Genomic DNA, 24,966 nt, shown 5'->3' with positions numbered 1-24,966 from the left:
GTTTACTGCGGTTTGGGATCTCTCAGGATGTCCGCTGATCCTTTTTCCTGGCGTTGAGCGTACCTGTCTGTTTCCTGCTCGACGTCGACAGAGAGAGGTTCGAGTTTGTTTTTCCACGCCTTGGCATTGGACTGAATGGCATCCATGCTGGGCAGCGTGTCACGCGTAGCGACGATGACACGATTGCCTTGCCGCAGGTTAAAGAACGGTCCGAATACGTGGGCATAGGTCGCCGATTCGCGTTCGTAAAGATTGCTGTTGGTGAATGTGTTGGCGACCACAATACCGTCCTTGGCCAGAATGCCTTTGACGTGCTCCAGAAACTCGACCGTCATCAGATGTTCGGGGACGTAGTCCACATCAAAGGCGTCCAGCATGACCATGTCGTACTGTTGTCCCGTGCGATGTGCATTTTCGATATAGGCCCGCCCATCCTCTACAAATAGCCGTTGCCTCGGGCCGGGCCGGTAATCAAAGTAGCCCTCGGCGACGCGCGCGACGGCGGGATCGATTTCCACTGTATCGATGGTCGCGTCGGGCAGGAGGGCGGCCAGCGTTTTCTGCAGCGTGGCGCCGCCCAGGCCGACGATGAGGATGCGCTGCGGTGCCGGATTGACGAACAGGGCGCTGATCATCATGCGCGTATAGGAAAACACCAGGTCATCCGGTTCCTGCAGATCCATGCAGGTCTGTCGTCCCATATCGGTCATGGAGTTGAAGTTCAGGCATCGTTCGCCGTTGTCTTCGAATACCAGCACCTTGCCAAAGGGCGAGGGCTCGCTATGCAACAGCCGGGGCTCGGCCTGTAGCGATAGCGCGAGCAGCAGTGCCATGCCGCCGATGGCAAGCGGGAAAATCAGGCACGGGCGAGTGTGGGGCATGAGAGACCATGGTCGGTGAGTTTGGGGCCATCATATCTCGCGTTTATACTTTTGCCGTGCCGTATTCACTTTCTGATCCCATGTCTGATTCGCTGCCTGACGCCTCTATCGAGAGTTCCGGTATTTCCGCCGCCGTGCGCGAGCTCGAAGAAGACATTGTGCTGGGCAGCCTGCATCCGCGTGAGCGCCTGATCGAAGACGAATTAATGCGTCGATTCGCCCTCAAGCGGCATGCCGCCCGGGAGGTGCTGGCCGAGTTGGCGCGGCGCGGGCTGGTCGAGCGGCGCAAGAACATCGGCTGCGAGGTCAGGGCATTCGCCGTGCAGGAAGTGGTCGAGCTGTATCAAATGCGTGAACTGCTGGAGGCCGAGGCGGCGCGCATTTTGCCGTGTCCGCTGCCTGCTGAGGCTCTGGACCGGTTAAAGGCTATTCAACGCGAACACGATCAGGCGGTGGCCGATGAGGACCCGCGTGCGGTGTTTCACACGAATTTGCGGTTTCACGAAACCTTGTTTGGTTTCTGCAATAACAGCGTGCTGCAGCGCGCGATTCAGGAATATGCCCGCCAGACGCATGCGATTCGCTTCAGTTCGCTGGTGGACGCCTCGTATCGGGAACGTGCGCGTCTGGAACACTGGGCCATGATTGCCGCCCTGGAAGGGGGGCATCGGGACGATTTGATTCGGGTATGCCGTGGCCATCTGGCGCCGTCGCGTGACGCGTACTTGGCAGCGAATCGGCATTTGACTCGTCGCGAGCCAGGATCGAATTGACGGATTTGAATCGGCGGACTGGGGATTCAGCCCGCCGATGCCGGCAACACGCGGCACAAGCCTGTTGCCGGTTTTGCTTTAGAAGCGGTGACGCAGACCGACGCCGACAGCCGTGCTCTTCAGACCATCGATGAAGGCATAGTCTTTGCCATACGAGCCGTAGGCGTACAGGTTGGTACGCTTGGACAGATCGTAGGTGTAGCCCAGGCTCCAGACGTTCATGGTGGAGTCTCCACCGGTCAGGCGGTCGTTGGACGGATCGACACGTTGCCACGAACCGAACACGTTGCTGGCACCGCCGATGGGTACCGTCGCGCCAACCATGTACGAATTGGCCTTGAAGCCATCGACAAAGCGGTTAGAGCCGAATTCGTTGCTGAAAGGCGTGCCCGAGTCCAGGTCCTGGCCGGTGAACCAGCCGTCGGTGGTGCGGCCGTAGGCGGCGGCAAGCTTCAGGACTTCGAAGTCGTAGGAAACACCGACCGCGTATTGACGGGGCGTTGCGTCGCTATCGATGTTCGAGGCGCTGTTGCTGGCGTTCAGTTGGTCGTAGGTCAGGGCAACGTTCAGCGGACCATTCAGATAACGCAGACCGGCGGTGATGCCGCGGGTATTGTCTGCCGTACGGAAACCGGTTTCGTTGCTGTTGGTGTCGTCCACATTGAACGAGTAGCCCACACCGAATTCAAAACCGCTGAACGACGGCGTGCGGTACATCACCATGTTGTCCCAACGGGTGGTGTTTGCGGCGCTGAAGCCCAGGCCCAGGTTGGCTTGGGTATAGCTGGTGTAGAACGGGTCGATGTCTGCCAGGTATTTGGAGGACACGTTGGTCTGACGACCGAACTCCAGGGTACCCCAGCTGTCGTTGGCCAAACCGATGGTGGCTTGGCGGCCGAACAGGCGGCCGTTCTGAGCGCTGTTGCCATTGCTGGAATCAAAGCCGCTTTCCAGTTGGAATACGGCGCGCAGACCATCGCCCAAGTCTTCGGTCCCACGCAAACCCCAGCGCGAACCGGCTTGAATGCCGTTGATCATGCCTACGCGACTGCCACTGTAACCATCGCCTTTGATCTTGTTGTAGCCGATGCCGGTGTCGATGACACCATAGAGAGTGACCGACGTCTCAGCCTGAGCGGCGCCTGCGAAACCAGCCAGCAGTGCAGCGGCGAGTAGCGTCTTTTTCATAAAGAAAATCTCCGTTGAATTGAACAATCAGAGATAACGGCGCAGGTCTTGTTTCAAGGCCTGCGCATTATCCCTGAGGGCTTCATGGTAAAGCATCGATTGCCGCCAAACTCGAAAACTGCAGGATTTTGCGGCTAAAAGTAGTTATTTCTCACGATTTGGCGTGCGGGCTCGAGTGGTCTTTTTAGCTCTTCTATAGCAGCGCGCCGGCCAGCCGTGCAGCAAGAGTTGCTTGCGCATTGCTGTTGTTTTTCTGCATCGAAATGCCATTTAGACCGGCAGTCTGTTGGTGCCGTGCGTGCATATTCAGCTTGAATTGCCGAGTCAACGCGTAGCGCGGCAGGTACTCTCGGTCGTCAGCGGGCGGTGTCTCTGCTTCGTTGCTGCAGCAGCAAGTCCAGCGCCAGCATGACCAGCAGCGAGGCGCCCACCAGCGGAAAGATGATTCCGCCGATCACCATCAACACCATGACGCCACGCAGTGCACGGCGCGCCGCCGGCATAGGAGGCACTCCCAGGCTGCCGGTTGGGCGCCGTTTCCACCACATGGTCGCGCCCGCCACACACAACAGAACAATAGCGAGACAGGCGGCCAGCAGGATCAATTGATTGGCCAGGCCGAATTCCTGGCCCATATGTACATTGACTCCCCATTCCAGCGTTTTGCCCAACGGCCCATAGTCGCCGTAGCTCATGTCCAATAGCGGTTGGCCGCTGTATTGATCCAGATGCACGACCCGCTGGCGCGCCAGGTCGTTGGGGTAGACCGAGGCGGTGTAGACGCCCGTGGGATTTTGCGGCACGTTGATGGCGTAGCCAGGTGCCAGGCCCAGCCGATTGAAAATATTGACGGCAGCATCCAGACCGATGGGCTCGCCCATGGTGTGAGCGGGCGTGGATGCGGGCACGCGGGCTTGCTCCAGTGACCATGTGGTTTGTCCCATGTGCGCGAGGTGCTCATCCGACATGGGGACCGCCACGCGTACGCCTGCCGGATAGCCAAAGTTGTTGCCATTGGCCCATTGATTGACTTTGGCGCCCCACACAATGGACCACGGCATGCCGGTGGTGGCCAGGAACAGAATGAAAAAGCCGACGATCACTCCGGTGACGGCATGCGTGTCGCGCCAGAAGACACGTTTGGATGGCGTGCTGCGTACGCTGATGACGCCTTGTTTGCGGCCGCGCGGCCACCACAGATAGATCCCCGTGAGGACCAGCAGGATGCTCCAGCCGGCCGCGATTTCAATGGCGCCATTGGCAATGGGACCAAAGAAATCCAGGCTGTGCAACCGGCGTATGGTCCACATCAAGGTGCCGCGTTCGGGGATCGCTCCCAGAACGTGGGCGTCATACGGATTGACATAAACGCTGAGGCTCGCGCCGGCTGCAGGCTTGATGACGACTTGTGCTGCCGCCTCGGGCGTCTCGGGCGGCAGGTATTTGGCCAGCGTGCCTGGGTGGGCCTGTAAGGCGGCCTGTGTCAGTGCGGATGGCGCCAATGCCGGGGTGCTTTGCGCGGGTACCGATTTCAGATCACGGTACCAGGTGTTTTCGATCTCGTTATGAAACAGGTACAACGCGCCGGTGACCGACAGCACAATCAGGAACGGGATGACCAGCAGGCCGGCATAAAAGTGCCAGCGCCAGACGGCCCGATAGACATCGACATGACGGATCGCATCGGAATCCGGAGTGTTTGCTTGAGTGTTCATGATGAGGCGACTAGTTTGGGGCCAGACGCAAGCATCTGGCCAGGATTCAGGGATCGATCAGAATCGATAGTTCGCGGACAATTCGACGCGTCGTCCTGCACCCAACAACCATTGCGTCTGGTTGTAGTAGGCCGTCTCGGCGTACTGTTTATCGAATACGTTGTAGGCGCGCAGGGCCAGGCTCAGGTCGCGGCGGGGCTCCCATTGCAGGGCGAGGTTCGTCGTGGTGTAGGCCGCCATCTCGAGCTCGTTGGCGCTGTCGGCGTAGCGTTTGCCCACGTAGCGCAGCCCCGCGCTAGCGGTCCATCGTGGCGCGAAATTCCAGCTGACCCACAGATTGGCCAATCGCTCGGGCACGTCGGGCGGGACATTGCCTCGTCGAGAGACGGCGGTGCCGTTGGCGCTATCTACATAGTCGTCGTAGCGTGCATCCAGAATTGCCCCGTTGAAATCGACGCGCCAGTCGCGCGCAATTTCCACGCCTACGGTGAGCTCCAGCCCGCGGCTGGATTGGCTACCGACTTGCACGCGCAGTGCAGGGTCGTTGGGGTCGCGCGTGACGAGATGATTTTTGCGGATGTGATAGGCCGCCAACGTCCATTGGCCCTTGTCGTCCCAGAATGTCTGCTTGAGCCCGATCTCGACCTGGCGGCCGGTCGAGAGTTCGAAGTCCTTGTTGGCTGGCGACAAGAGCAACAGGCCGCCGACCGGGTCGGCCGCCTCGGCGTATTGCCCGTATATCGCCAGCGTAGGCAATATGTCGTAGACCGATCCGACTCGCCAGCCCACATTGGTAAAGGTCGTGCGATAGGCGGTGGTGCCGGTGACGAGATCTTCGCGTTGCAGATCAATATGGTCGTAGCGCACACCGCCCAATACTGACCATCGCTCGGTGAGCATCAGACGGTCTTCGGCAAAGAGGGCATACTGGGTTGCCGTGTTGCGATAGCGCGGCGAGGTGCCTGCCTCGTTAATGAATTCGCCGTGATCGACATCGTAGGGATCAACCAGGGACGTGCCGCCATACGGCGAGTTGTTGGTATGGGTGAGTTTGCTGCGATTGACCTCGGCACCCACCGAGACTTGATTCTGCAAACCCAATAGCTGTCCGCGAAAGGCGGCATCGGCTCGCGCGCCGATTTGCGACTGATCGTGCTGAATCGCTGTGTAGGCGCTGCGTTCGATCAGGCCGTTGTCGGGTTGCCAGGTGTAGTTCTCTGCATTGCGATAGTCGCGGTCGCTGCCGATGTAGTAGACGCGGCCACGGACGGTCGTTTGTGCGTTGGGCATCCATTCGGTCTGCAGTTCGGTGCGCTGGTCGCGATAGATGATCTTGCTGTCATCGACGTTGTAGTTTTGATGGCGCAGGGAATAATCGATTTCGCCGTCAATCAAGGGCGTACCGAAATAGCGGGTCGGCTCTTGCCAGGCGTAGGCTTGGGTCAGCGTGAAGTTCAGTTCGGGCGACACGTCGAGCCGCAGTGCCGCGGTGACGGCGGCGTTTTTCGAGTCCCCCAGGCTCATGTCGGCGTTGTTGTGGTTGCCGCTGACATCCAACCGATACGACCATCGGTCGTCGATCGCACCGCCGCTACCGAACGCCAGGCGCTGGGTATCGTGGGTGCCTATCGTGGTCTGGATTTCATTTTCGATCGGGCCGCGGGAGGGTTTCTTGGGAATGATGTTGACCACGCCGCCGATGGCGCCCTCGCCATACAGGACCGAAGCGGGGCCGCGCAGGACCTCGATGCGCTCGACTGACCAGGGATCGTAGACAAAGGTCTGGCCCAGGCCACCATATTGACGCAGTCCGTCGTATAGGATGGCGACTGAATTCGAGTCGGTAAAGCCGCGTGCAGAGAGTGACGAGCCGCCGTTGCCGGGATGTCGAAACGCGCTGATGCCGGCCGCTTGTGTGATGGCATCCATCACCGTCACGTCGCCGCGCGCGCGCAGTTGTTCATTGGTGATGATTTCCAGGCTGGCTGGGGTCTCAAAGGGCGTTAGCGACAGCGATGATCCGGTTGCGCTGATCTCATTCAGCGTGATGGGAAAAGCGTCGCTGGATACGGAAATGGCGGGCAGTGTTGCAGTCTCGGCTCGGGCGCCAGGGCTGGCCAATAGCAGCGCCACGGTCGCGGAAACGACCGTGCGCCGAGGCAGGACGGATGTCCTGACGGAAAGGGATGGCATGGAAATTCTCGGTAGAAAGGGCAGGGCCGTCGCGATGCGCGACGGGGAATCAAGCACTAACCGAGTAAGACAGGCGGGGCGCGCGCACCGAGTGGTGCGCTCTGAGGTGAGGTATCGACCAGAGGCGGCGGAGCGCGTGCGACGACTTGCAGCGTAACGGTGCCGGTAGGTACCAGCCCTGGCAGAGAAGGCAGCAGCGGCAAGGCAGCCAAGGCCGCGCCAGTGGGACAGACGGCCGATTGTTCAGCGTGTTGAGCGTCTTGGCGCGAGTGATGATCGTGTCCGGCCTTGGACGGGCCTTCGATCCATATCGGACCCGCGGCCGAGCACAATTGAATCAGTGTGGCGCTCGGATCAGTCCCGGGCATAAAGCCCTGGGGGACCAGTGCTTTCAGCGCAAATACGCACAGCGCCAGCCAGATGGCAGCGCGATAGCGTATCGATGTGAAAGCACGGTTTGCGGAATGCATGGTGTTGTAATTCTAAACTACGTACCTAGCCGAGTGCGGCATGCATTGAGGCGGTTTTATTCGCTGGGCTCAGCGTCAGGCAGTTGCGTAAATGCACGCACGAGATGCGCGATCTGGTCCAGTTCGTCTTGCGCTCCAGCAGTCCAGGCGGGCAGGTCAAAGGGACTGTCCGCGGGAGCGCCGTCAACGTTGGCGCGCAAGTCGGCCAAGATATCCAGCGCCAGTTCGATAGCTTGCGGATTGCTGCGGGTGGATAGCGCCAGGGCCAATGCGACGGTCTGCCGCATTGCGAGCAAGCGGCCATCTAGTTCTGTTTCCATGGAAAGCCTTTAGGTGAATGGATTGATGAAAATTGCGCTGCCTCTGCTGCCCAGCGTGAGTTCGGGTGTGTGTGGGCAGCGGACAATCTCTCTATTCTACGGATGGCGGCCAACTGTCGACGCCGCATAACCGGTCACATAAAAATAACTTGCGATTAAATCGTGCACTATGTATTATTTGATCCATGACGACTTCATCCCGACCCTCTGCTGCCGATGCGCCATCACTGTTGCTGGATGAGCAACTGTGTTTTGCCCTGCATTCGACGGTGCTGGCGATGAACAAGGTGTATCGTAAGCTCCTGCGCACGCTGGATCTGACGTATCCGCAATACCTGGTGATGATGGTGCTGTGGGAACAGGATCAGTTGACGTTGACGGACATCGGCCGCCGGCTGTTTTTGGATTCTGCGACCTTGACGCCGTTGCTCAAGCGTATGGAGGCTGCGGGATGGTTGACCCGTACACGCGCCGAGCAGGACGAGCGCCAGGTCATCGTGGCGCTCACATCTGCCGGGCGTGTGCTGAAACAAAAGGCGGCGCAAGTCCCCGTCGAGGTGTTGTGCGCGACGGAATGCGCGCCGGATGAGTTGGCTGCATTGAAAGTGCAGTTGGAGCAGTTGCGGGGGCGTTTGATGACGCATGCGTGATCGGGCCGGATGTGCCCATGCCGTGTGCCATCAATCTGCCATATATGTAGTGCACGATTAATTTGCTTGCTATTTGTATTCGGTTCTGGCGAGCCGTATGTTGAGTAAATCGCCTGTCGTTTTATCCCTGTTAACTAAAGGAACCTGTCATGTCTCTCGAAAAAGTCGTATACCGTGCCCATGCCAAAGCTACCGGCGGCCGTGATGGCCGTGCTGTCTCGTCGGACAATATCCTGGACGTCAAACTGGCGGTCCCGCGCGAAATGGGCGGCCCTGGCGGCGGCACGAACCCTGAGCAATTGTTTGCGGCGGGCTACTCCGCATGCTTTCTCGGTGCGATGAAGTTCGTCGCGAATCGCGACAAGCTGTCGATTCCGGCGGATGTATCCATCGAGGGCGCCGTTGGTATCGGGCCTCTGCCCACCGGCTTCGGTATCGAAGTCGAGCTGAAAATCTCGTTGCCGGGCCTGGCACGCGAGCAGGCCGAAGATCTGGTGCAGCGCGCACACATCGTATGCCCGTACTCGAACGCCACTCGCGGCAATATCGATGTCACGCTGACGATCGTGTAAGGCGGTCAATGTTGTCGATGGCCGGCGCTACTTTGTCAGAAGGGCGCCGGCCAGCAACCATAATCCGCCCGCGGCAATCAGCAGCAGTATGACGCCGGTGATGCGCTCGATCAGCGCGTTATAGCGAGTCATGGCGGCCACGATGGCCGGGTGACCTATGCCCGCGCAGACCAGTAAATCCCACGCCAATACGATCGCAAACATCCACAGCCCGTATGCCCATTGCTGGGTAGGCGGTGTATGTTCGCCGGCCAATAGCGAGAACAGGCTGGCATAGAACAGTGCATTTTTAGGGTTCAAAATGCCCGAGCCGAAACCCATGGCGAAGCGCCGGTGCCAAGAGGGCGGCACAGCCGTGCCAGTGATAGCCGAACCGTGTAGCGGCGCCGTGCCTGTGCGGGCATGACGGATCAGCGCAGCCCCCAGATACGCGAGATAGAGGCAGCCTGCTGCTTGCAGCAACTGGAAAAGCGTACCGGAGGGATTCAATGCCGCAAATCCGCCGATCGCCAGCATGATGAAGATGCCGTTCGCCACTGCAATGCCCAGGCAGACGGTAGCGGTGGGACGCCAGCCATGCAGCAGTGCGCTGCGGATAATCAAAAAGAAATCAGGACCGGGGCTGAGCAGCGCCAGGAAATGCGCGCCTGCGACCACGGCGAAGAGTTGCCAAGCGTTTGCCATATTGCCTCTTGTCAGAACGAGGCAATTCTGCAGCGGCAGACGAATGGCGTATTGAAGAAAATTGCGGGGGTTCAGTCGCCCGAGCGTTGATAGATGCCGGGCGTCGCGGCGACGCGCTGTTTGAACGCTCTCTGGAAATGGCTTTGGTCTGCAAAACCCAGGTCCTGCGCGATGCGGCTCAGGCTCTGGCCGCGACGCAGCAACTGGCGGGCTTGCAGGATGCGCAGGTCCAGTTGATACGCGTGAGGCGTCATGCCTGTCGCTGCGCGGAACGCGCGGATGAACTGGTAACGGCTCATGCCGGCCATGTCGGCCAGCGTGGCGAGGGAGATGTCATGGCTGCGGGATTCGTTCAGCAGGGCCATGATGTGTTGGAACCGATGCGGCAGCAGTGGGGGAGGCGAGGCTGCTAGCGGCAGGCCTAGCCATGAACGGCTCCCTACATACAAGATGAGTGCAGACTCCTTGTCGGCGTGCGTCGCGTCCGAGAACAACAGGTCGTTGAGTTCACAGAATCGCTGATAGGCCGGCAGCGCGTGACTGATAGCTGCGTGGTCAGGCAGTTCGGCGTCCCCGTCGTTCTCAGCCATTAAGGCGCGAACCCATTGAGAGTCCAGGTGCAGCATCTGATAGCTCCATGCTGCGTCGGGATCGGGGTTGCAGGCGTGCGCGCAATGCGACGGCACCATGACCAGACTGCCGGCAGCGAGCCGATAGGAGGCATCGCCACAAATAAAGGTGCTATAGCCGCGGTCAACGGCGCCGATCGACACGGTGTCGTGCGTGTGCGTCGCATAGCATGCGCGGCTGTGAACAGCGCGCCGGCTTTCCACGTAGGGCAGTCGCGCGTCGCGCCAAAATTGGGGGTGGGGCATAAAGAGTCGGTAGGACGCTGGGCCGATAGTCAATAGATTATCACTGGCAGCGCAGGCCGCCGTCCATCGGATGATGGGGCGATAATGGTAATTATGAATCCTTCGACATATGCTACCGATATGGACACCGTTGCACAGCGGCCGGGTTCGGCGTTGCCTGGCCTGCATCCTGCACCTGCAGAGCCAGTATTTCCTGCTGTGATGGCGGATGCCGCTGCGCAGGACTCGTCCGCTGATGATCCCGAACCTGTGCCGCCTACCCCTCCCAGCCCTAACGAGTGTTGTCAAAGTGGCTGTATTCCGTGCGTTTATGACATGTATAACGACGAAATGGAAACTTATCGCGAGGCCTTGCGTGCCTGGCGGGCTCGTCATCCGGGATCATCGTGAGTAGCGGGCGTGCGGCTGTTTGATGCCGGTGAAGTGAGAGGCTGCAACCAGGGCGGAGATTTTGTTGCGCTTTGGCACCTATTTTTGCGCTCTAGGTCGCAGTGTCAGACGTTACGATAAATGGGTGCCGATGCCTGACAAGGCTGCGGCGGATCTCTCAACAAGGATTACGTCATGATGAAGACGATCGCAATTTCCGGTTTGACCGCTTTGGCTTGCCTGATGGGCACTGCGGGTATGGCGCAGGCTCAGCAGATGCATGAGGCTGCGCAGCAGGCGCAGGAATATAGCTACCCCTCGCGCGACGGCAGTTACTCGCCTCCGTCGACGTTGCGAATTACGGAACAGCCACAGGCCGGCACGGCAGCCCCGTCAGGCGTGGTGCGCGATACGCCGGAGAGCCTGGCCCAATACGAGCGCTGCCGCAACAACGCCGATCGTGCGGCGGTCGATCGGGCACAACTGCAAAATGAAGTTGCCGCGTGCCTGCGCGAACTGGAAGCGCGTCGTCAACAATAAAGCGATGGATGGTAAGCAATAAAGCAAGGGGATGGTAAGCTGATCGTTTCGACGTGTTGTAGTGCCGGGAGCCGAGAGCAATCTCGTTTTTTGGCTACGCAGTCAATACGTTTGATGCCAACGCACCTCCATCCGTTTTTGTTTTTTCGCTACTCATGAATGCCGCCGACGACGCCCATTTGATTGAAACGCTGGTTGATAGCCAGTCCCTTTGCGAAGGCAGCTTTATCAAAGCACGTTGCGATACGGTCCGCCTGCCCGATGGCAGGCAGGCCACGCGCGAGTACATCGTGCATCCGGGCGCCGTGGTGATCATTCCGCTGCTCGATGATGGGCGCGTGTTGATGGAGCGGCAGTTCCGTTATCCGGTGGGGCAGGTGATGACCGAGTTTCCTGCTGGCAAACTCGATCCCGGCGAGGATCCGTTGGCGTGTGCAAAGCGCGAGCTGCTCGAGGAAACGGGCTATACGGCCAAGGAATGGGCAAGTGCAGGGGCAATGCATCTGGCGATCGCCTATTCGACCGAGATCATCCATATCTTTTTCGCGCGCGGATTGGTCGCTGGCACTGCCCAGCTCGATCAGGACGAATTCCTGGAGGTGCGCGCCACGACGCCTGACGAATTGGCCGAGGCTTGCCGCAGTGGCCGTGTGACGGACGCCAAGACGCTGACGTGCACGCTGTGGCTGCAAAATATGCTGGCCGGGAATTGGTCGTTGGATTGGCAGCTGCACGATGAATCCGCAAGATCTTGAGCGTCTTGTCACGCTGGAAATGCCGTTCGGCAAATATCAGGGGCGTTTGATCGCAGATCTGCCGGGGCCTTATTTAGCGTGGTTTGCGCGCAAGGGATTTCCTCCCGGGCAGATCGGCCGGTTGTTGGCGTTGATGCACGAGTTGGACCACAACGGCCTGTCGGCGTTGCTGCAACCGTTGCGCCAACAGGCCGGGGCAGGCAGCAAGCCGAAGGTGGCGGTTAAAGTTCAGGCGTGATTATCTTGCCGGCGGCAGTGGCCAGGTGTTGGCCCGATGACTTTGCCGGCGGCAGCAATCAAGCAGGGGCAGGCTCGGCAAACTCGCCGGCAACCGGACTCAGGGGGCTGGCGTAATAGCCTCGCACGAAGCTGCGCGCTCTGCAATACGCGCGTCGTGGCCCAGCAAGGCCTGTGTGCCGCATTGTGAGCCGAACATCGCCGTGGCGTCGTGTCCGACGCCCATGACTCGCTGTGGGGTGTGTGCGAGATTGATGGGGGGGCTGCCGCGGTGTGCCAGCAGGTGGTCATAGCCTAGATAGCCCAGGCCACGCGACAGGCGGGTGGCGCCCTGGGCCTCGGCGGCGCAATGCTTATCCAGCCCGTGATCCTCGGGATTATTGTCGGCACTGCCCAATAGATAGACCACGTCGCGTGAGGCGTAGCGCACGTACAGGCTGGCAGGGCCAGGATCGCTGGCGTAGGCAGGAAGCTGCTGCGGGCCGTAGGGGTATTGGTTATAGGTCGGGCAAATGCCCCGCTCGTAAGAGGCGTAGCCGCCACCCGTGCGGCGAGGGCGCTCGCCCGTCAGGTACAGATAGGACGGCGCGTTTGCCACGACATAGCGCAGCCCCAAGCCATCGCGGCGCACGGCGCCGTCCAGATCATTGAGGACTGCGTAGCGCTGCAGTAACTGCGCGCCGCTGCCATGCGCAGCCAGCACGATGTCGGAGAGTGCCGGGATCGCTTTGCGATCGGCCAGCCATCGCACGATGTCATCGAGTACCTGAAACGCGCTGATCGGCGCGGGACGTCCCGAGGCCTGGATGCTTTTCCCGCCGATTTCCCAGCTGGATTTGCGCCAGGCAGGGAGTTTCGCAAAGTTGGCATCGACGGATGTGGGGAACTCCAGCGCCAGGACCAGCGTCTCGTTTTTGTGGTTGGGATCGCGGTTAACGAGGGCTTCGATATCCTGGTAGTGCCGGCCGGCATCGCGGCGGGCGCCTGGCAGCACGACGATGACGCGGCGTATGCCTTTCAGCGCTTTGCCGAGATTGTGGTTGGCATAGACCGGCATCCGGTAGTTGCGCTTGGTCTCGCCCAACGTCAGATATTGCCACGCGGGCAGAGGGCGCGGCCCTTTCGGCAGCGGCTCGTCATAGTTGTACGGCGGGGGCAGGGGCGTTTGGGCCACGGCAGTACCCGCAACCAGTGTCAGTGCCAGCATCAGCGCCATCATCGCCGAGCCGGACGAGCCAGAATGCGATGGGAGACGAGGCACGCGCACGGCGTTCAGCAACGTTCTTGTCCCAATAGTTGCTTCAGCGCAGGGATGTCCAGCAGTTTGACTTCACGTTGACGGATCGCGATCAGGTTTTCGCGTGCCAGGCGGGAAAATAATCGACTCGTGGTCTCTAAGGTCAGTCCGAGAAAGTTGCCGATTTCCTCACGGGTCATGCGCAGCACGAATTCGGTGGAAGAATATCCGAGTGCGGCGTAGCGTTGCGACAGGTTGAGCAAAAAGCCCGCCAGGCGCTGCTCGGATTGCAGGCTGCCCAGCGAGGCCAGCATCTGATACGAGCGTTCCAGTTCGCGGCTCATGAGGCGGCGCATCTGGTGTTGCAGCGAGGGCAGTTGAGCGGCGATATGATCGATTTGAGACAGACGGATGACACAAACCTCGGTGTCTTCCATGGCCAGCGCAGTAGAGACATGCTGTCCGTGCAGCATGCCGTCCAGGCCTATCATTTCCCCCGGCAGGTGAAAGCCGGTAATCTGCATATGCCCGGCCGCGTCTTCGATCTGGGTTTTCACGCTGCCGTAACGTACGCTGTAGATCGAGTCCAGTTTGTCCTGCTGAGTATAGAGCGGCGCGCTCTTGGGCAGGCGGATGCGTTCTTGCACCAGCTTGTCCAGTTGCTGAACGTCGGCGGCGGCCATCCCGACGGGAATGCAGACGTGGCCGAGCATGCATGTAGAGCAGTTGGGCGATTCTGGTGACAGGGGAACACGTTTTTGCATAGAGATGGCTGCGAATGGTGCGGCCCCTGCGCAGGCGCGAGGGCATGAACAAGCTGTACCCTATTGTAAGCGCCACTGAAGGCGGCTCCGTGTGATGGTTCCCCAGGTTTCAAAGGAGCTATGGAATGAAAGAGGAATTGGATTGTTACATATTGTGCAATCGAGGCGAAATTCCCATGTTTTGAGGGCTGAAAGGCCTTGAAAAAACGATCAACATCCGCACATGTTAATCATCGAGCCAAGCCGTGTACTAGTTCCGGTCAGGCTCCCCATCAAGCCTAACGACAACTCTTATGCGATTCGACAAACTGACGACCAAATTTCAGCAGGCTTTGGCTGATGCGCAAAGCTTGGCTGCTCGCAACGACCATCCCTATATCGAGCCCGTGCATGTGCTCTCGGCATTGCTGTCTGACTCAGACAGCGGCGCGGGCAGCCTGCTGGCGCGCGCAGGCGTCGCGGTGAACCGCGTGCCGGCCGCGCTGGACGCTGCGCTCAAAGCATTACCTCAGGTGCAGGGCAATGACAACGTGCAGGTCGGGCGCGACCTGCAGGCGGTGCTGACGCGCACCGATAAAGAAGCCGCACGCCGTGGCGATACGTACATTGCCAGTGAATTGTTTTTGCTGGCACTGGCTGACGATAAAGGTCCGGCCGGTACGATCCTGCGCGATGCCGGTTTGCAGAAGAAAGCACTCGAGGCGGCAATTGACGCCGTGCGCGGAGGCGAAAACGTTTCTGGCGCCGAGGGCGAGTCCAATCGTGAGGCGCTGGCCAAATACACGCTGGACCTGACCGAGCGCGCTCGCGAAGGCAAACTCGATCCCGTGATCGGCCGTGATGACGAGATCCGTCGCACGATTCAGATTTTGCAGCGCCGCACCAAGAACAACCCTGTCTTGATCGGTGAACCCGGTGTGGGTAAAACCGCTATCGTCGAGGGGCTGGCACAGCGCATCGTGAATGACGAAGTCCCCGAAACCCTTCGCGGCAAGCGGGTGCTCTCGCTCGACCTGGCGGCGCTGTTGGCAGGCGCCAAGTTCCGTGGCGAGTTCGAAGAGCGTCTGAAAGCCGTGCTGAAAGAGCTCGCGCAGGACGACGGCCAGAACATCGTGTTTATCGATGAGCTGCATACGATGGTGGGCGCCGGCAAGGCCGAAGGTGCGATGGATGCGGGCAATATGCTCAAGCCTGCGTTGGCGCGTGGCGAGCTGCACTGCATCGGTGCGACGACGCTGGACGAGTATCGCAAATACATCGAAAAGGACGCCGCGCTGGAACGTCGTTTCCAGAAGGTGTTGGTCAACGAGCCCGATGTCGAGTCGACGATCGCGATCCTGCGTGGTTTGCAGGAACGTTACGAGATTCACCACGGTGTCGAGATCACCGATCCCGCGATTGTGGCCGCGGCCGAGTTGTCGCATCGCTACATCACGGATCGCTTCTTGCCGGACAAGGCCATCGATTTGATCGACGAGGCGGGTGCGCGCATCCGTATGGAGATCGACTCCAAACCAGAGGTGATGGACCGTCTGGATCGACGCATCATTCAGCTGAAGATCGAACGCGAAGCCGTACGCAAGGAAACCGACGAGGGCTCCAAGCGCCGCCTCGCCGTGATCGAGGAGGAACTCGAAAAGCTGCAGCGCGAGTACAACGACTACGAGGAAATCTGGAAATCCGAAAAGGCCGCTGTACAAGGCACGCAAGCCATCAAGGAAGAAATCGATCGCGTGCGCGCCGAAATGGCCGAGTTGCAACGCAAGGGGCAGTTCGACAAATTGGCAGAGCTGCAATACGGCAAGCTGCCCGAGCTCGAGGCGCGTTTGAGCGCGGCCGACAGTGCGGAGCAAAGCGAACAGGCAGACACGGACAAACCTCGTTTGCTGCGTACGCAAGTCGGCGCCGAGGAAATCGCCGAGGTCGTATCGCGAGCGACGGGTATTCCCGTGGCCAAGATGATGCAGGGCGAGCGCGAAAAATTGCTGCAAATGGAAGACTATCTGCACAAGCGCGTGGTGGGGCAGGACGAAGCTGTCCGACTGGTATCCGACGCCATCCGCCGCTCGCGTGCGGGTCTGGCGGATCCCTCGCGTCCGTATGGGTCATTCCTGTTCCTCGGGCCGACCGGTGTGGGCAAGACCGAGTTGACGCGTGCGTTGGCGGAGTTCTTGTTCGATTCCGAAGAGCACCTGATTCGTATCGACATGAGTGAGTTCATGGAAAAACACTCTGTCGCGCGTTTGATTGGTGCGCCGCCGGGATACGTGGGTTACGAAGAGGGTGGTTATCTGACCGAAGCAGTACGCCGCAAGCCGTACAGCGTGGTATTGCTGGACGAGGTGGAGAAAGCCCACCCCGATGTTTTCAACGTGCTGTTGCAGGTGTTGGATGATGGCCGTTTGACCGATGGTCAAGGCCGTACGGTGGATTTCCGTAATACGGTGATCGTGATGACGTCCAACCTGGGGTCGCAACATATTCAGAGCATGGCGGGACAGCCTTACGAAGTGATCAAGGAAGTCGTGTGGGATGAACTGAAGCAATCGTTCCGTCCGGAATTCTTGAACCGTATTGACGAGGTAGTGGTTTTCCATGGACTGGAAGCACAGCATATCGAGTCGATTGCGCGGATTCAGCTCAAGCGTCTGGCCGATCGTCTGGAGCGGCAGGAAATGCGCCTCGAGGTGTCCGACGCGGCATTGACCGAGTTGGCGCGTGCCGGGTTCGATCCTGTGTTCGGCGCTCGACCCTTGAAGCGCGCGATTCAGCAGCAGATCGAAAACCCGGTCGCCAAGCTGATTCTCGAGGGTGACTTCGGGCCGCGCGATGTGGTGCCGGTCGATTGGCAAGACGGCAAGTTCGTGTTCACACGTACGCTGCAGTGAACTGTTGAGCTGTCGTAGTGAAAAAGGGCAACGCGATATCGCGTTGCCCTTTTTTTACCGCCTGGGCCGTTCCAGGGTAAAAAACGCCCCCTTGGGGGGCAGCAAGCCGAAGGCGAGGCGTGGTGGCCGCGTTACACGGTGCCTATGCGCAGGATGCCTTTGATGGTGTCGGCTGCGTGTTGCAGGGCGGGGGCCATGTCGTTTTCCAACCGGCCATCGGTGGCTTCCGAGGCGTCGACCGAAATGCCGACGGACAGGCGGCGAGAATCTATTTGTGGGATCGGGGTGGCTATCGAGATCTGGTTGCTGTCTGGGTAATCAAAGCGCGTCCATTGACCAACAGGCAAGTCCAATCCCTGGGCTAGCGCACTGGCGGGGGGCAGCACACTGCCTACGCGCAAGTTCATGACGACAAGACGCCTGCGCTCGGCGGGTGCCATTGCCCGGCCAATGATGATCACGCCATCGGAATGGGATTCGCCCAGATTCGAGGTGCCGGAGTAGGCATCGGCCAGCCCTTGCAGCACGTCTTGGATGGCCTCCGATACTCCTAGACTTTCCATGGCGGCAAATCCGAGCTCGAAGACCAAAGGCGTCAGCCGCCAGCGGCTGTCTTGGCGGGCGGCATAGCCCTCTTCCTCGAGGGTCTGCAGAAAGCGTAATACGGTGGCGTGAGGCAAATCCACCGCGCGAGAGAGCTCCGCCAGGGTGGGACGGCCGTTGGCGCGAAACGCTCGCATGATCGATAGACATCGTTGAATGGATCTATTATTCTTCATTTGGTTCACTAGATAAACTAATTGATCACCTAGTGATCATATAAATAAATTGAGATGCACGCAAGTTCCGGTGCCGGAAGGAGACAATGATGAAACGCATCCTATGCGCTATTGCTGCAGGCTTGACGGTCTGTATGGGGGCTGCCGCCGCGGCTCAGGCCACATGGCCGTCACAGCCGATCAAGTGGGTCGTACCGTATCCGCCAGGCGGGTCGACAGACATGCTGGCGCGCTTGGTGGGTAACAAGCTTGGTGAACGTCTGGGTCAGACAGTGATCGTAGAAAACAAGGCGGGAGCCGGCGGCAATATAGGCACCGAGTATGCAGTCAAACAGCCCCCGGACGGCTACACGATTGTGATGGGCAACATCGGGCCGATTTCGATCAATCCCTCCTTGTATCCGGATTTGCCTTATCAGCCGCAGCGTGACTTGATACCGGTGGCAATGTTGATGAGCGTGCCGAATCTGCTGGTCGTCAATCAGGATTTGCCGGTGCGGTCGGTGCGAGAGTTGGAGTCCTATATCAAGCAGTCATCAACGCCTGTGGGATATGCCACACCGGGGACAGGTACATCCCTGCATCTGGCAGGCGAACTGTTTGCGACATCGGCGGGGGTGAAGCTGACGCACGTTCCCTATCGTGGCAGTGCCCCCGGTTTGAACGACACGATGGCGGGACATGTGCCCATGATGTTCGACAACATGCCGTCGGCCTTGCAGCTCGTCAAATCCGGCAAGCTGCGCGCGTTGGCGATCACGAGCGCGACGCGTTCACCCTTGTTACCCGATGTGCCGACGATGGCCGAATCGGGATTGCCCGGCTATGAGGTGACGGGTTGGTTCGGCGTGCTGGTGCCGACGGGCACACCTCCAGCCATCGTGGATCGCCTGAATAAAGCATTGCACGACATCCTGGCCATGCCGGAGGTGCGAGATCAGATTGTGGCCATGGGCGGAATCATTTCCGATAAGGGGCCCGAGGAGTTTCGACGCTATATCGCAGCGGAAACTGACAAATGGAGTGCACTGGTCAGTCGTGCACAGATCAAACTGCAGTAACGAGGAGACTTAACATGAGCATGTATCGTCACCTGGAAGCCCACCCCATCGCTGGTGCTTTGGGCGCAGAAATTCGTGGCATTGATTTGTCGCAACCATTGTCGGACGAGGCGTTCGATGAGGTACAGGCAGCCTTGCACGAGCATCTGGTCATTTTTTTTCGCGATCAACATCTGACGCCTGAACAGCATATCCATTTCAGCGCACGGTTTGGCGATTTGCTGGAGGTGCCTTTTGTGCGGGCATTGGAGGGTTATCCAACCATCTTGCCTGTGATGAAAGGCAAGGCCGAGTCGAAAAAACGCTTGTTTGGCGGACTGTGGCACACGGATATGAGTTATACGCAAGAACCTCCGTTGGGTTCGGCACTCTATGGGCGTGTGATTCCGCCCTATGGCGGCGATACGATGTGGGCAAACATGTATCGCGCATATGAGTCCTTGTCCGATCGGCTCAAACAGATCTTGGACGGGTTAAACGCGGTGCATAGTCCGGCACGTTCTTATGGCGCTGGCGGGGCTGTGGTGAACAACGGGGATCCGGCCGACAAGATGGACGTGCGCACCGATGAGCGCGCGACGAACGAGGTGATTCATCCTGTGGTGCGCGTGCACCCGGCTACGGGCAAAAAAGCGCTGTATGTGAACAGTACCTACACGGTGCGTTTCGAAGGCATGACGCAAGAGGAAAGCGAACCATTGCTGCAGTTTCTGTACCAGCATGCGGGGCGGCCGGAATTTACTTGCCGCTTCCGTTGGACGCCCGGCTCTCTGGCGCTGTGGGACAACCGTTGTACGCAGCATCTGGCGATGAACGATTACGACGGCTTCGATCGTGAAATGCATCGCACCACGATCTCCGGCGAACGGCCTCTCGCTGCGTCGGCAAGGCTGCAATCGCTTTAGTACACATCGCGTCGATAGCGGTTGCTGTGGCGCAGGGCGGCGAGCCCGCCTGCGCCCAATATTTCGACCAACGCGTCATCTACGCCCTGAGCCATGCCCTGCAAGCTACCGCAGATGTAGAGATCGGCGCCGGCACGGATCCAATCACGCACATCATTGCTGGCGTCGAGCAGGCGATGTTGAACGTACGGGTGATCAGCCGTGTCGCGTGAAAAGACCGCGTCTACACGTTGAATTTTCCCATCGGCTAACCAGTCTTCGATTTCTTCACGGTGATACCAGTCGTGCGCGGCGCTGCGTTCGCCAAATATCAACCAGTTGCGATGATGGCCGGCGGTGATGCGGGCTTTGAGCAGTGCACGCAACCCGGCCAGGCCTGTGCCATTGCCGATCAATATCAATGGGCGGTCATCGGCGGGCGGGTGAAAATTGCTGTTGGTGCGCAAGCGCAGATCGATGGTGTCGCCGAGCTGGGCGATATGGGTCAGCCAGCCGCTGCCCACGCCCAGCCGGCCGTCGCCGTGATGCATCTGCCGTACCAGCAGGTGCACGGCGCCATCGGCCGGGATGGACGATATGGAGTATTCGCGGTGCGGCTGCAGCGCGCCACCGCGTGCGTCGCGCGGGCCGATCTCTGCAATGTCGCCTGCCTGCCATAACGCATCGGTGTCGTCAGGGGGCGTGAGGGTCAGATGAAAACAGGGATCGCCCTGGCTGCCGGGGTTGAGCAGGGTGCGTTGTGCCAGCCGCCATGGACGATAGTTGGGGGGCTCCCAATCCGGCAGGTCACTGCAGCCGGTCAGTAGCCCCAGGTGGTGCTGCCAGTGCCGCAAGGCGGCAGGGTCCGCCTTGTCTGCCTCGACACGATCAAAGAGCGGGCTGGCGCCGCTATCGCGCAGCCAAGTGTCGAGCCTGCGGCCAAAGCCGCAGTAGTGATGGTATTCGCTGTCGCCGAGCGCGAGAACGGCATATTGCAGGCCATCGAGCATGGCGGCATCTGCTTCGTTCTGGGCCATGAGCGTGTCCGCAAAAGCGGCTGCACTGTCGGGGGCGTCGCCTTCACCATAAGTGCTGGCGACGATCAGGACGCGAGGATAGGCGCGCAAGAGCGGCAAGTCGAGTTGTCCCAGGGCAGCGACACGGGCCGGCAGTCCGCCCTGGCGCAGCGCCTCGGCAGTTTGATGCGCCAGCGCTTCGGCTTGTCCTGTCTGGCTGGCGTGAGCGACGAGGACGGTTTGATCGGTAGCGGGAGCATGCAGCTCGCGTGCGGCCCGGGCCTGCTGTTCCGTACGACGACGGGCCTGGCGCCAAGACCACAAACAGAGCACCAGCCAGGCGAGGATGATGCAGCATGAATACAGCAGGCGGTAGGTAGGAGGCGCAAGCATGGGACAGGGCGGTGATATGCAGGCGAGGAGTGCAGTGGTTATTGTCTGGCCAGCGTGGCAAATGCATCGCTGGCTGCCAGCCGCAGGTCATGTCCATCACGCACAATGAACAATGCGGCCAGACGATGACGGTGTGCGTAGGCCATGCCATCGCGTTCGCCCAGGACGGTCAACGCGGTCGCCAAGGCATCGGCGTGCATGCAGTCGGCGTGAATGACGGTGACGGAGGCGACGCCGTTAGAAACGGGCTGCCCCGTGCGAGGGTCTATGGTGTGCGCAAAACGGCCCATGGCGCTATCGCGATAGCGCCGATAGTCACCCGAGGTCGCAATGCTGAGATCGGACAAAACGAGATTCAAGGCATGGTCGTTGCTGCCGTCGGGGACTTCGATGGCGACCCGCCAGGGTTGCCCGTCCGGCCGTCGGCCTCGCGCACGCAATTCGCCACCGACCTCCATCAGATAGTGTGTGACGCCGAGCGCGTTCAGCGCCTGTGCGGCAAGGTCGACGCCGTAGCCCTTGGCGATGGCAGAGAGATCCAGGTAGATGCCTCCAGGCTGCCAGCCGCACATGCCGTCTCTATCCAGTCGCACGCGTTGCCAGCCGCAGCGTTGCCGCAGGCCAGCGATGGTGTCGGCGCTGGGCGGCTCGCTGGCATACGGAGGCGGGCCGAATCCCCAGGCGTTGACGAGGGGCCCGATGGTTGGATCGTAGGCTCCTTGAGTGTCGGCAGCCAATTGAAGGGCATGTTGCAGCACGTGCAGGCAGTCGTGCGGCAGCGGCTGCCATCCCTGGTCTGCGCAGTTGTAGCGCGACAGGTCTGAGGCGCTGTCCCAGGTGCTCATTTGGGCGACGACTTTGTCCAGCGCTTGCTGGATGGCGGCGCGTACTGCGTCAATGGTGAGGTGCGGCGGCAGCGCCAGCCGGGCCGACCATGTTGTGCCCATGGTGGCCCCCGCGAGTGCAGCGGGCTTTTGCGCTGCGAGGGCTGCCTGATTGGCGTGGTGTCTGGCGCCGGTCGTGCCATCCCTCGTATGGTAATCGGCGGACACGGTGCCAGGCCTGCCGGGCACATTCAGGTTATAGGCCGCGTGATAACTGCCAGGTGCGCCCCCCGGCTTATCGGGAATGTTCACGCGATAAACCGTGCGCGGACCGGCAGCCACTGCGCCCGGTCCGCTGGGCGCATAGGAGGGCTTGCCGGTCATTTTTGACGCCATGGCTGGACGCCTTTATTGCGCCAGGACTTCCAACGTAGCGACGTAAGACAGGCGGCGTTTGGTGGCCTTTGCGACAGTGGTCTTGTCGTCTTCGGTGCGCGCTTCGACCCAATACAGGCCGGGCTGCGCCCATTTGATCTGGAACTTGCCGTCTTTGTCGGTCTTGAGCGCGATTTCTCCGACCTTGTCGCGGTAGCGGCTGCCGCCCGGGACGATGTTGACTTCCAGGTCGGCAGCCGGTTTGCCGTCCACCGTCAGTTGGAATGTCGCGGTTTCGTCGGCATACAAGTCATTCGGGTGAGTGACCGCGACGAGCTCCAGGCCTTTGCCCGACGGGGTGATGGTGCTGGGTTTGCCGGCGGTGGCAAAGGTCTCGACACGTCCCACGTTTTCCGAGATTTCGAGGTCTTGTGCCTGGGCGGGCACGGCTGCATCCAGGCCATCGGCTTTGCCGAAATAGCGCTTGGGCTTGCCGTCCTCTTTCCAGCGGGCAAAGACGCCGTCATTGACCACGGCGATGCGATAGGTGCCCGTGTCGTTCAATTGCAGATCAAAGGTGCTGCGCAGCTTGCCGCGATTGGCATTTTCGGCGGCGACGGTTTTGCCGTCGGGTGCGATGATGACCAGGTTGTCCAGACGTAGTGGGGCGTGGTTGAAATAGAACTTGTCGTTGCCGACGGCGGCGTCGACGGTGATCCAGTTACCCGTACCCGACAGGACGGTGGAGGACGGCACCATCCAGGTGTCGTGAGCATGAACGATGGCGGGCAGGCTGAGCGCCAATGCGGCGGCGAATCGAATAGCGGTTTTCATCCGTTGTTGCTCCAGGAGGCCTCGTATGTGCCGAGGCGAAAAATCAAGGTTTCAAATTGACGGCAATGGCGCCTAGCTCGTGCTCGCCTTTTGCTGTCAGCTGCTCGGCTTTGCTCGGCGGCCAGTCAAACGGGACGCGCACGAGTTCTCGTCCACCGACTTCGCGGGCAGCTTCGACGACGACGGCATAGCGGCCGGGCTTGAGTTCGGCCAACGGTTTCTGGGTGCCGGCAAACGAGAGCTCGTGTTTACCGGCAGGGCGGGTTGCGCCGCTGACGCCATCGACCGGGAATTGCTGATCCCGGCCGCTACGGCGCCACCATTGGCGGATGTCTTTCAGCCATTCGGCGCCTTCGTTGTTTTTCTTGGCCACGTCGTACCACACCGCCAAGTCACCCACGGCGTTCTGGTCGGCGTTTTCCAGCCAGATGGCGACGTAGGGACGGTGATATTCGGCGACGTCTAATCGCGGAATCTCAATGTTCAGGCCCAGGTCGGCGGCCTGAGCCGTTCGGGCGATCAGGCCGGCCAACAGAGCCGATAACAGCAGCTTGCGCATAAAGTCTCCAGACTTGCGGTCTTCAATGGATGAAAAGCAGTGCCAACACCACAGGAATCACGACCCCCAACCCGACCATCGGCCAGGTCGCGGCGCGCTGGCCTGCGTGCAGTTGCAGCAGCACCAGCCCCGTGATCGAGAACACCAGACAGGCAATCGCGAAAATATCGAGGAACCAGCTCCAGGCTGTACCGGTGTGACGCCCTTTGTGCAGGTCGTTCAGATAGGCGATCCAGCCCCGGTCGGTTTGTTCGTATTCGACGGCGCCATCGGCCAAGTCAATGGACAGCCAGGCGTCACCGCCGGGCCGAGGCAGCGAGATGTAGAGTTCGTCAGGCGACCATTCCGGGCTGCGGCCGTCCACTTGTGCGTGGACCTCGCTGTCGAGCCACTGCACGATCGGAGTGGGGACGGGCGTATGCTTATCCGAGGTGTCGACGGCCTTGAGTTCAGCCAGCAGAGGGGCGGGTAGCTGCGCGTCGCGCGTCGTGACGGCTGGGCGGACGCTGATCGAGGAGGCATTATTGAGCGTCAATCCGGTGATGGCGAACAACAACATGCCCAAGAGGCATAATGCGGAACTGATCCAATGCCATTGGTGTAGTGTTTTGAGCCAGTAGGCTCGTCGGCGAGAGGCGGGTTGACTGTCCATGACCAATATTGCGCTAAGGCTGCGGATTCTAGCACTTAAATGAGAATGGATCTCAAATATACAAATGCAATCGCTGATTCCACTTAACTTTCTGGCCGTATCGGTCGGAGCGGCTTTCGGGGCGTGCGCACGTTGGCTACTGGGGATGTGGCTGAATAGTTCCTCCGGTTGGCCGTGGGGCACTTTGATCGTCAATCTGGTCGGCGGCTATTTGATTGGCGTGGCCTTGGCGGTATTGCTGGCGCACCCGGAATGGCCACAATGGGTGCGTTTGGCGGCTGTGACGGGATTCTTGGGCGGATTGACCACGTTTTCGACGTTTTCGGCAGAAACGGTGGCAATGCTGGAGCGTGGGGCGTATGGTGCCGCGTTAGGCTATGCGGCCGTGAGCCTGATCGGTTCGCTCGCGTTGACGGCGCTGGGATTAGCCAGCGCTCACGCGGTGCTGCGCTGACATGAATGGTGAGCGTCGAGCGTT

27 protein-coding genes are annotated in these 24,966 nt (G+C 60.0%); 11 read left to right on the top strand and 16 right to left on the bottom strand.

Annotation, left to right across the window (positions count from 1 at the left end):
* Positions 1–2: 2 nt before the first annotated feature.
* Entirely contained in the window at positions 3–881 is an 879-nt protein-coding gene (locus tag ACYVI2_RS21800; RefSeq protein WP_415822088.1) for a spermidine synthase, read from the bottom strand.
* Positions 882–961: 80 nt separating this feature from the next.
* On the opposite strand from ACYVI2_RS21800, the gene ACYVI2_RS21795 reads away from it, so the two are divergent.
* Complete coding sequence (locus ACYVI2_RS21795; protein WP_415822089.1) at positions 962–1,654, top strand: GntR family transcriptional regulator; 693 nt, start codon at positions 962–964, stop codon at positions 1,652–1,654.
* Positions 1,655–1,732: 78 nt separating this feature from the next.
* Here ACYVI2_RS21795 and ACYVI2_RS21790 read toward each other — a convergent pair whose 3' ends face one another.
* From ACYVI2_RS21790 to ACYVI2_RS21770, 5 genes are all read right to left on the bottom strand, one after another.
* On the bottom strand, positions 1,733–2,842 hold the full coding sequence (locus tag ACYVI2_RS21790) for a porin (protein ID WP_415822090.1): 1,110 nt from the start codon (positions 2,840–2,842) through the stop codon (positions 1,733–1,735).
* Between the two features lie 356 nt (positions 2,843–3,198).
* On the bottom strand, positions 3,199–4,557 hold the full coding sequence (locus ACYVI2_RS21785) for a PepSY-associated TM helix domain-containing protein (RefSeq protein ID WP_415822092.1): 1,359 nt from the start codon (positions 4,555–4,557) through the stop codon (positions 3,199–3,201).
* Positions 4,558–4,614: 57 nt separating this feature from the next.
* Complete coding sequence (locus ACYVI2_RS21780) at positions 4,615–6,750, bottom strand: TonB-dependent receptor (protein WP_415822094.1); 2,136 nt, start codon at positions 6,748–6,750, stop codon at positions 4,615–4,617.
* A gap of 56 nt (positions 6,751–6,806) precedes the next feature.
* Entirely contained in the window at positions 6,807–7,220 is a 414-nt protein-coding gene (locus ACYVI2_RS21775; RefSeq protein ID WP_415822095.1) for a DUF2946 family protein, read from the bottom strand.
* 56 nt (positions 7,221–7,276) lie between these two features.
* A complete protein-coding gene (locus tag ACYVI2_RS21770; protein WP_415822097.1) occupies positions 7,277–7,540 on the bottom strand; it encodes a hypothetical protein in 264 nt (87 codons plus the stop codon).
* A 185-nt stretch (positions 7,541–7,725) separates the two neighbouring features.
* Here ACYVI2_RS21770 and ACYVI2_RS21765 point away from each other — a divergent pair, with 185 nt between their 5' ends.
* Both ACYVI2_RS21765 and ACYVI2_RS21760 read left to right on the top strand, forming a co-directional pair.
* Entirely contained in the window at positions 7,726–8,190 is a 465-nt protein-coding gene (locus ACYVI2_RS21765) for a MarR family winged helix-turn-helix transcriptional regulator (RefSeq protein ID WP_415822099.1), read from the top strand.
* A 149-nt stretch (positions 8,191–8,339) separates the two neighbouring features.
* Positions 8,340–8,762, top strand: a complete 423-nt coding sequence (locus tag ACYVI2_RS21760) for an organic hydroperoxide resistance protein (RefSeq protein WP_415822100.1) — start codon at positions 8,340–8,342, stop codon at positions 8,760–8,762.
* Between the two features lie 27 nt (positions 8,763–8,789).
* On the opposite strand, the gene ACYVI2_RS21755 is transcribed toward ACYVI2_RS21760, so the two are convergent.
* Both ACYVI2_RS21755 and ACYVI2_RS21750 read right to left on the bottom strand, forming a co-directional pair.
* Complete coding sequence (locus ACYVI2_RS21755) at positions 8,790–9,446, bottom strand: LysE family translocator (RefSeq protein WP_415822102.1); 657 nt, start codon at positions 9,444–9,446, stop codon at positions 8,790–8,792.
* A gap of 71 nt (positions 9,447–9,517) precedes the next feature.
* Complete coding sequence (locus tag ACYVI2_RS21750; RefSeq protein WP_415822103.1) at positions 9,518–10,321, bottom strand: AraC family transcriptional regulator; 804 nt, start codon at positions 10,319–10,321, stop codon at positions 9,518–9,520.
* 201 nt (positions 10,322–10,522) lie between these two features.
* Between ACYVI2_RS21750 and ACYVI2_RS21745 the strand changes: the two genes are divergently transcribed.
* The 4 genes from ACYVI2_RS21745 (at position 10,523) to ACYVI2_RS21730 (ending at position 12,223) form a co-directional block, all read left to right on the top strand.
* Complete coding sequence (locus ACYVI2_RS21745; RefSeq protein WP_415822125.1) at positions 10,523–10,711, top strand: oxidoreductase-like domain-containing protein; 189 nt, start codon at positions 10,523–10,525, stop codon at positions 10,709–10,711.
* Positions 10,712–10,888: 177 nt separating this feature from the next.
* Complete coding sequence (locus ACYVI2_RS21740; RefSeq protein WP_415822126.1) at positions 10,889–11,230, top strand: hypothetical protein; 342 nt, start codon at positions 10,889–10,891, stop codon at positions 11,228–11,230.
* A 155-nt stretch (positions 11,231–11,385) separates the two neighbouring features.
* On the top strand, positions 11,386–11,985 hold the full coding sequence (locus tag ACYVI2_RS21735) for an NUDIX domain-containing protein (protein ID WP_415822104.1): 600 nt from the start codon (positions 11,386–11,388) through the stop codon (positions 11,983–11,985).
* Positions 11,966–12,223 carry a DUF3820 family protein gene (locus ACYVI2_RS21730; protein ID WP_415822105.1) on the top strand — a complete coding sequence of 86 codons (258 nt, stop codon included), beginning with the start codon at positions 11,966–11,968 and terminating at the stop codon, positions 12,221–12,223. The genes ACYVI2_RS21735 and ACYVI2_RS21730 overlap by 20 nt, the downstream gene beginning before the upstream one ends.
* A gap of 99 nt (positions 12,224–12,322) precedes the next feature.
* On the opposite strand, the gene ACYVI2_RS21725 is transcribed toward ACYVI2_RS21730, so the two are convergent.
* Entirely contained in the window at positions 12,323–13,441 is a 1,119-nt protein-coding gene (locus tag ACYVI2_RS21725) for a hypothetical protein (protein WP_415822128.1), read from the bottom strand.
* 53 nt (positions 13,442–13,494) lie between these two features.
* Entirely contained in the window at positions 13,495–14,223 is a 729-nt protein-coding gene (locus ACYVI2_RS21720; protein ID WP_415822107.1) for a helix-turn-helix domain-containing protein, read from the bottom strand.
* Positions 14,224–14,516: 293 nt separating this feature from the next.
* Between ACYVI2_RS21720 and clpB the strand changes: the two genes are divergently transcribed.
* Positions 14,517–17,111: an ATP-dependent chaperone ClpB gene (clpB, locus tag ACYVI2_RS21715; RefSeq protein WP_415822108.1), complete on the top strand. Its 2,595-nt coding sequence runs from the start codon at positions 14,517–14,519 to the stop codon at positions 17,109–17,111.
* Between the two features lie 131 nt (positions 17,112–17,242).
* Here the strand turns inward: clpB and ACYVI2_RS21710 are convergent, their stop codons facing one another.
* A complete protein-coding gene (locus ACYVI2_RS21710; RefSeq protein ID WP_415822109.1) occupies positions 17,243–17,890 on the bottom strand; it encodes an IclR family transcriptional regulator in 648 nt (215 codons plus the stop codon).
* An 86-nt stretch (positions 17,891–17,976) separates the two neighbouring features.
* Here ACYVI2_RS21710 and ACYVI2_RS21705 point away from each other — a divergent pair, with 86 nt between their 5' ends.
* On the top strand, positions 17,977–18,951 hold the full coding sequence (locus tag ACYVI2_RS21705) for a Bug family tripartite tricarboxylate transporter substrate binding protein (protein WP_415822110.1): 975 nt from the start codon (positions 17,977–17,979) through the stop codon (positions 18,949–18,951).
* A gap of 14 nt (positions 18,952–18,965) precedes the next feature.
* A complete protein-coding gene (locus ACYVI2_RS21700) occupies positions 18,966–19,856 on the top strand; it encodes a TauD/TfdA dioxygenase family protein (protein WP_415822112.1) in 891 nt (296 codons plus the stop codon).
* Here the strand turns inward: ACYVI2_RS21700 and ACYVI2_RS21695 are convergent.
* The 5 genes from ACYVI2_RS21695 to ACYVI2_RS21675 are packed head-to-tail and all read right to left on the bottom strand — an operon-like array spanning position 19,853 to position 24,539.
* The gene (locus ACYVI2_RS21695; protein WP_415822114.1) at positions 19,853–21,244 is read right to left on the bottom strand and encodes a sulfite reductase subunit alpha; all 1,392 of its coding nucleotides are present in this window, start codon (positions 21,242–21,244) and stop codon (positions 19,853–19,855) included. The genes ACYVI2_RS21700 and ACYVI2_RS21695 overlap by 4 nt on opposite strands.
* Before the next feature lie 38 nt (positions 21,245–21,282).
* Positions 21,283–22,452, bottom strand: coding sequence for an FAD:protein FMN transferase (locus ACYVI2_RS21690; protein WP_415822116.1), 1,170 nt, complete (start codon positions 22,450–22,452; stop codon positions 21,283–21,285).
* A 24-nt stretch (positions 22,453–22,476) separates the two neighbouring features.
* Positions 22,477–23,277: a DUF4198 domain-containing protein gene (locus ACYVI2_RS21685; protein ID WP_415822117.1), complete on the bottom strand. Its 801-nt coding sequence runs from the start codon at positions 23,275–23,277 to the stop codon at positions 22,477–22,479.
* A gap of 43 nt (positions 23,278–23,320) precedes the next feature.
* Positions 23,321–23,836, bottom strand: coding sequence for a DUF2271 domain-containing protein (locus ACYVI2_RS21680; protein WP_415822118.1), 516 nt, complete (start codon positions 23,834–23,836; stop codon positions 23,321–23,323).
* 22 nt (positions 23,837–23,858) lie between these two features.
* Positions 23,859–24,539, bottom strand: coding sequence for a PepSY-associated TM helix domain-containing protein (locus ACYVI2_RS21675; protein ID WP_415822129.1), 681 nt, complete (start codon positions 24,537–24,539; stop codon positions 23,859–23,861).
* Between the two features lie 13 nt (positions 24,540–24,552).
* Here ACYVI2_RS21675 and crcB point away from each other — a divergent pair, with 13 nt between their 5' ends.
* Positions 24,553–24,942, top strand: coding sequence for a fluoride efflux transporter CrcB (gene crcB, locus ACYVI2_RS21670; RefSeq protein WP_415822119.1), 390 nt, complete (start codon positions 24,553–24,555; stop codon positions 24,940–24,942).
* Positions 24,943–24,966: the final 24 nt, after the last annotated feature.

It is taken from the genome of Bordetella tumbae (assembly GCF_054780995.1).
Note: the sequence above shows the minus strand (reverse complement) of the source record. Positions and strands in the feature narration are given on the sequence as shown.

Bases quoted from the DNA above. Each gene is read 5' to 3' on its own strand.
- ACYVI2_RS21800 (WP_415822088.1), bottom strand. From the start codon at position 881: ATGCCCCACACTCGCCCGTGCCTGATTTTCCCGCTTGCCATCGGCGGC.
- ACYVI2_RS21795 (WP_415822089.1), top strand. From the start codon at position 962: ATGTCTGATTCGCTGCCTGACGCCTCTATCGAGAGTTCCGGTATTTCC.
- ACYVI2_RS21790 (WP_415822090.1), bottom strand. From the start codon at position 2,842: ATGAAAAAGACGCTACTCGCCGCTGCACTGCTGGCTGGTTTCGCAGGC.
- ACYVI2_RS21785 (WP_415822092.1), bottom strand. From the start codon at position 4,557: ATGAACACTCAAGCAAACACTCCGGATTCCGATGCGATCCGTCATGTC.
- ACYVI2_RS21780 (WP_415822094.1), bottom strand. From the start codon at position 6,750: ATGCCATCCCTTTCCGTCAGGACATCCGTCCTGCCTCGGCGCACGGTC.
- ACYVI2_RS21775 (WP_415822095.1), bottom strand. From the start codon at position 7,220: ATGCATTCCGCAAACCGTGCTTTCACATCGATACGCTATCGCGCTGCC.
- ACYVI2_RS21770 (WP_415822097.1), bottom strand. From the start codon at position 7,540: ATGGAAACAGAACTAGATGGCCGCTTGCTCGCAATGCGGCAGACCGTC.
- ACYVI2_RS21765 (WP_415822099.1), top strand. From the start codon at position 7,726: ATGACGACTTCATCCCGACCCTCTGCTGCCGATGCGCCATCACTGTTG.
- ACYVI2_RS21760 (WP_415822100.1), top strand. From the start codon at position 8,340: ATGTCTCTCGAAAAAGTCGTATACCGTGCCCATGCCAAAGCTACCGGC.
- ACYVI2_RS21755 (WP_415822102.1), bottom strand. From the start codon at position 9,446: ATGGCAAACGCTTGGCAACTCTTCGCCGTGGTCGCAGGCGCGCATTTC.
- ACYVI2_RS21750 (WP_415822103.1), bottom strand. From the start codon at position 10,321: ATGCCCCACCCCCAATTTTGGCGCGACGCGCGACTGCCCTACGTGGAA.
- ACYVI2_RS21745 (WP_415822125.1), top strand. From the start codon at position 10,523: ATGGCGGATGCCGCTGCGCAGGACTCGTCCGCTGATGATCCCGAACCT.
- ACYVI2_RS21740 (WP_415822126.1), top strand. From the start codon at position 10,889: ATGAAGACGATCGCAATTTCCGGTTTGACCGCTTTGGCTTGCCTGATG.
- ACYVI2_RS21735 (WP_415822104.1), top strand. From the start codon at position 11,386: ATGAATGCCGCCGACGACGCCCATTTGATTGAAACGCTGGTTGATAGC.
- ACYVI2_RS21730 (WP_415822105.1), top strand. From the start codon at position 11,966: ATGAATCCGCAAGATCTTGAGCGTCTTGTCACGCTGGAAATGCCGTTC.
- ACYVI2_RS21725 (WP_415822128.1), bottom strand. From the start codon at position 13,441: ATGATGGCGCTGATGCTGGCACTGACACTGGTTGCGGGTACTGCCGTG.
- ACYVI2_RS21720 (WP_415822107.1), bottom strand. From the start codon at position 14,223: ATGCAAAAACGTGTTCCCCTGTCACCAGAATCGCCCAACTGCTCTACA.
- clpB (WP_415822108.1), top strand. From the start codon at position 14,517: ATGCGATTCGACAAACTGACGACCAAATTTCAGCAGGCTTTGGCTGAT.
- ACYVI2_RS21710 (WP_415822109.1), bottom strand. From the start codon at position 17,890: ATGAAGAATAATAGATCCATTCAACGATGTCTATCGATCATGCGAGCG.
- ACYVI2_RS21705 (WP_415822110.1), top strand. From the start codon at position 17,977: ATGATGAAACGCATCCTATGCGCTATTGCTGCAGGCTTGACGGTCTGT.
- ACYVI2_RS21700 (WP_415822112.1), top strand. From the start codon at position 18,966: ATGAGCATGTATCGTCACCTGGAAGCCCACCCCATCGCTGGTGCTTTG.
- ACYVI2_RS21695 (WP_415822114.1), bottom strand. From the start codon at position 21,244: ATGCTTGCGCCTCCTACCTACCGCCTGCTGTATTCATGCTGCATCATC.
- ACYVI2_RS21690 (WP_415822116.1), bottom strand. From the start codon at position 22,452: ATGACCGGCAAGCCCTCCTATGCGCCCAGCGGACCGGGCGCAGTGGCT.
- ACYVI2_RS21685 (WP_415822117.1), bottom strand. From the start codon at position 23,277: ATGAAAACCGCTATTCGATTCGCCGCCGCATTGGCGCTCAGCCTGCCC.
- ACYVI2_RS21680 (WP_415822118.1), bottom strand. From the start codon at position 23,836: ATGCGCAAGCTGCTGTTATCGGCTCTGTTGGCCGGCCTGATCGCCCGA.
- crcB (WP_415822119.1), top strand. From the start codon at position 24,553: ATGCAATCGCTGATTCCACTTAACTTTCTGGCCGTATCGGTCGGAGCG.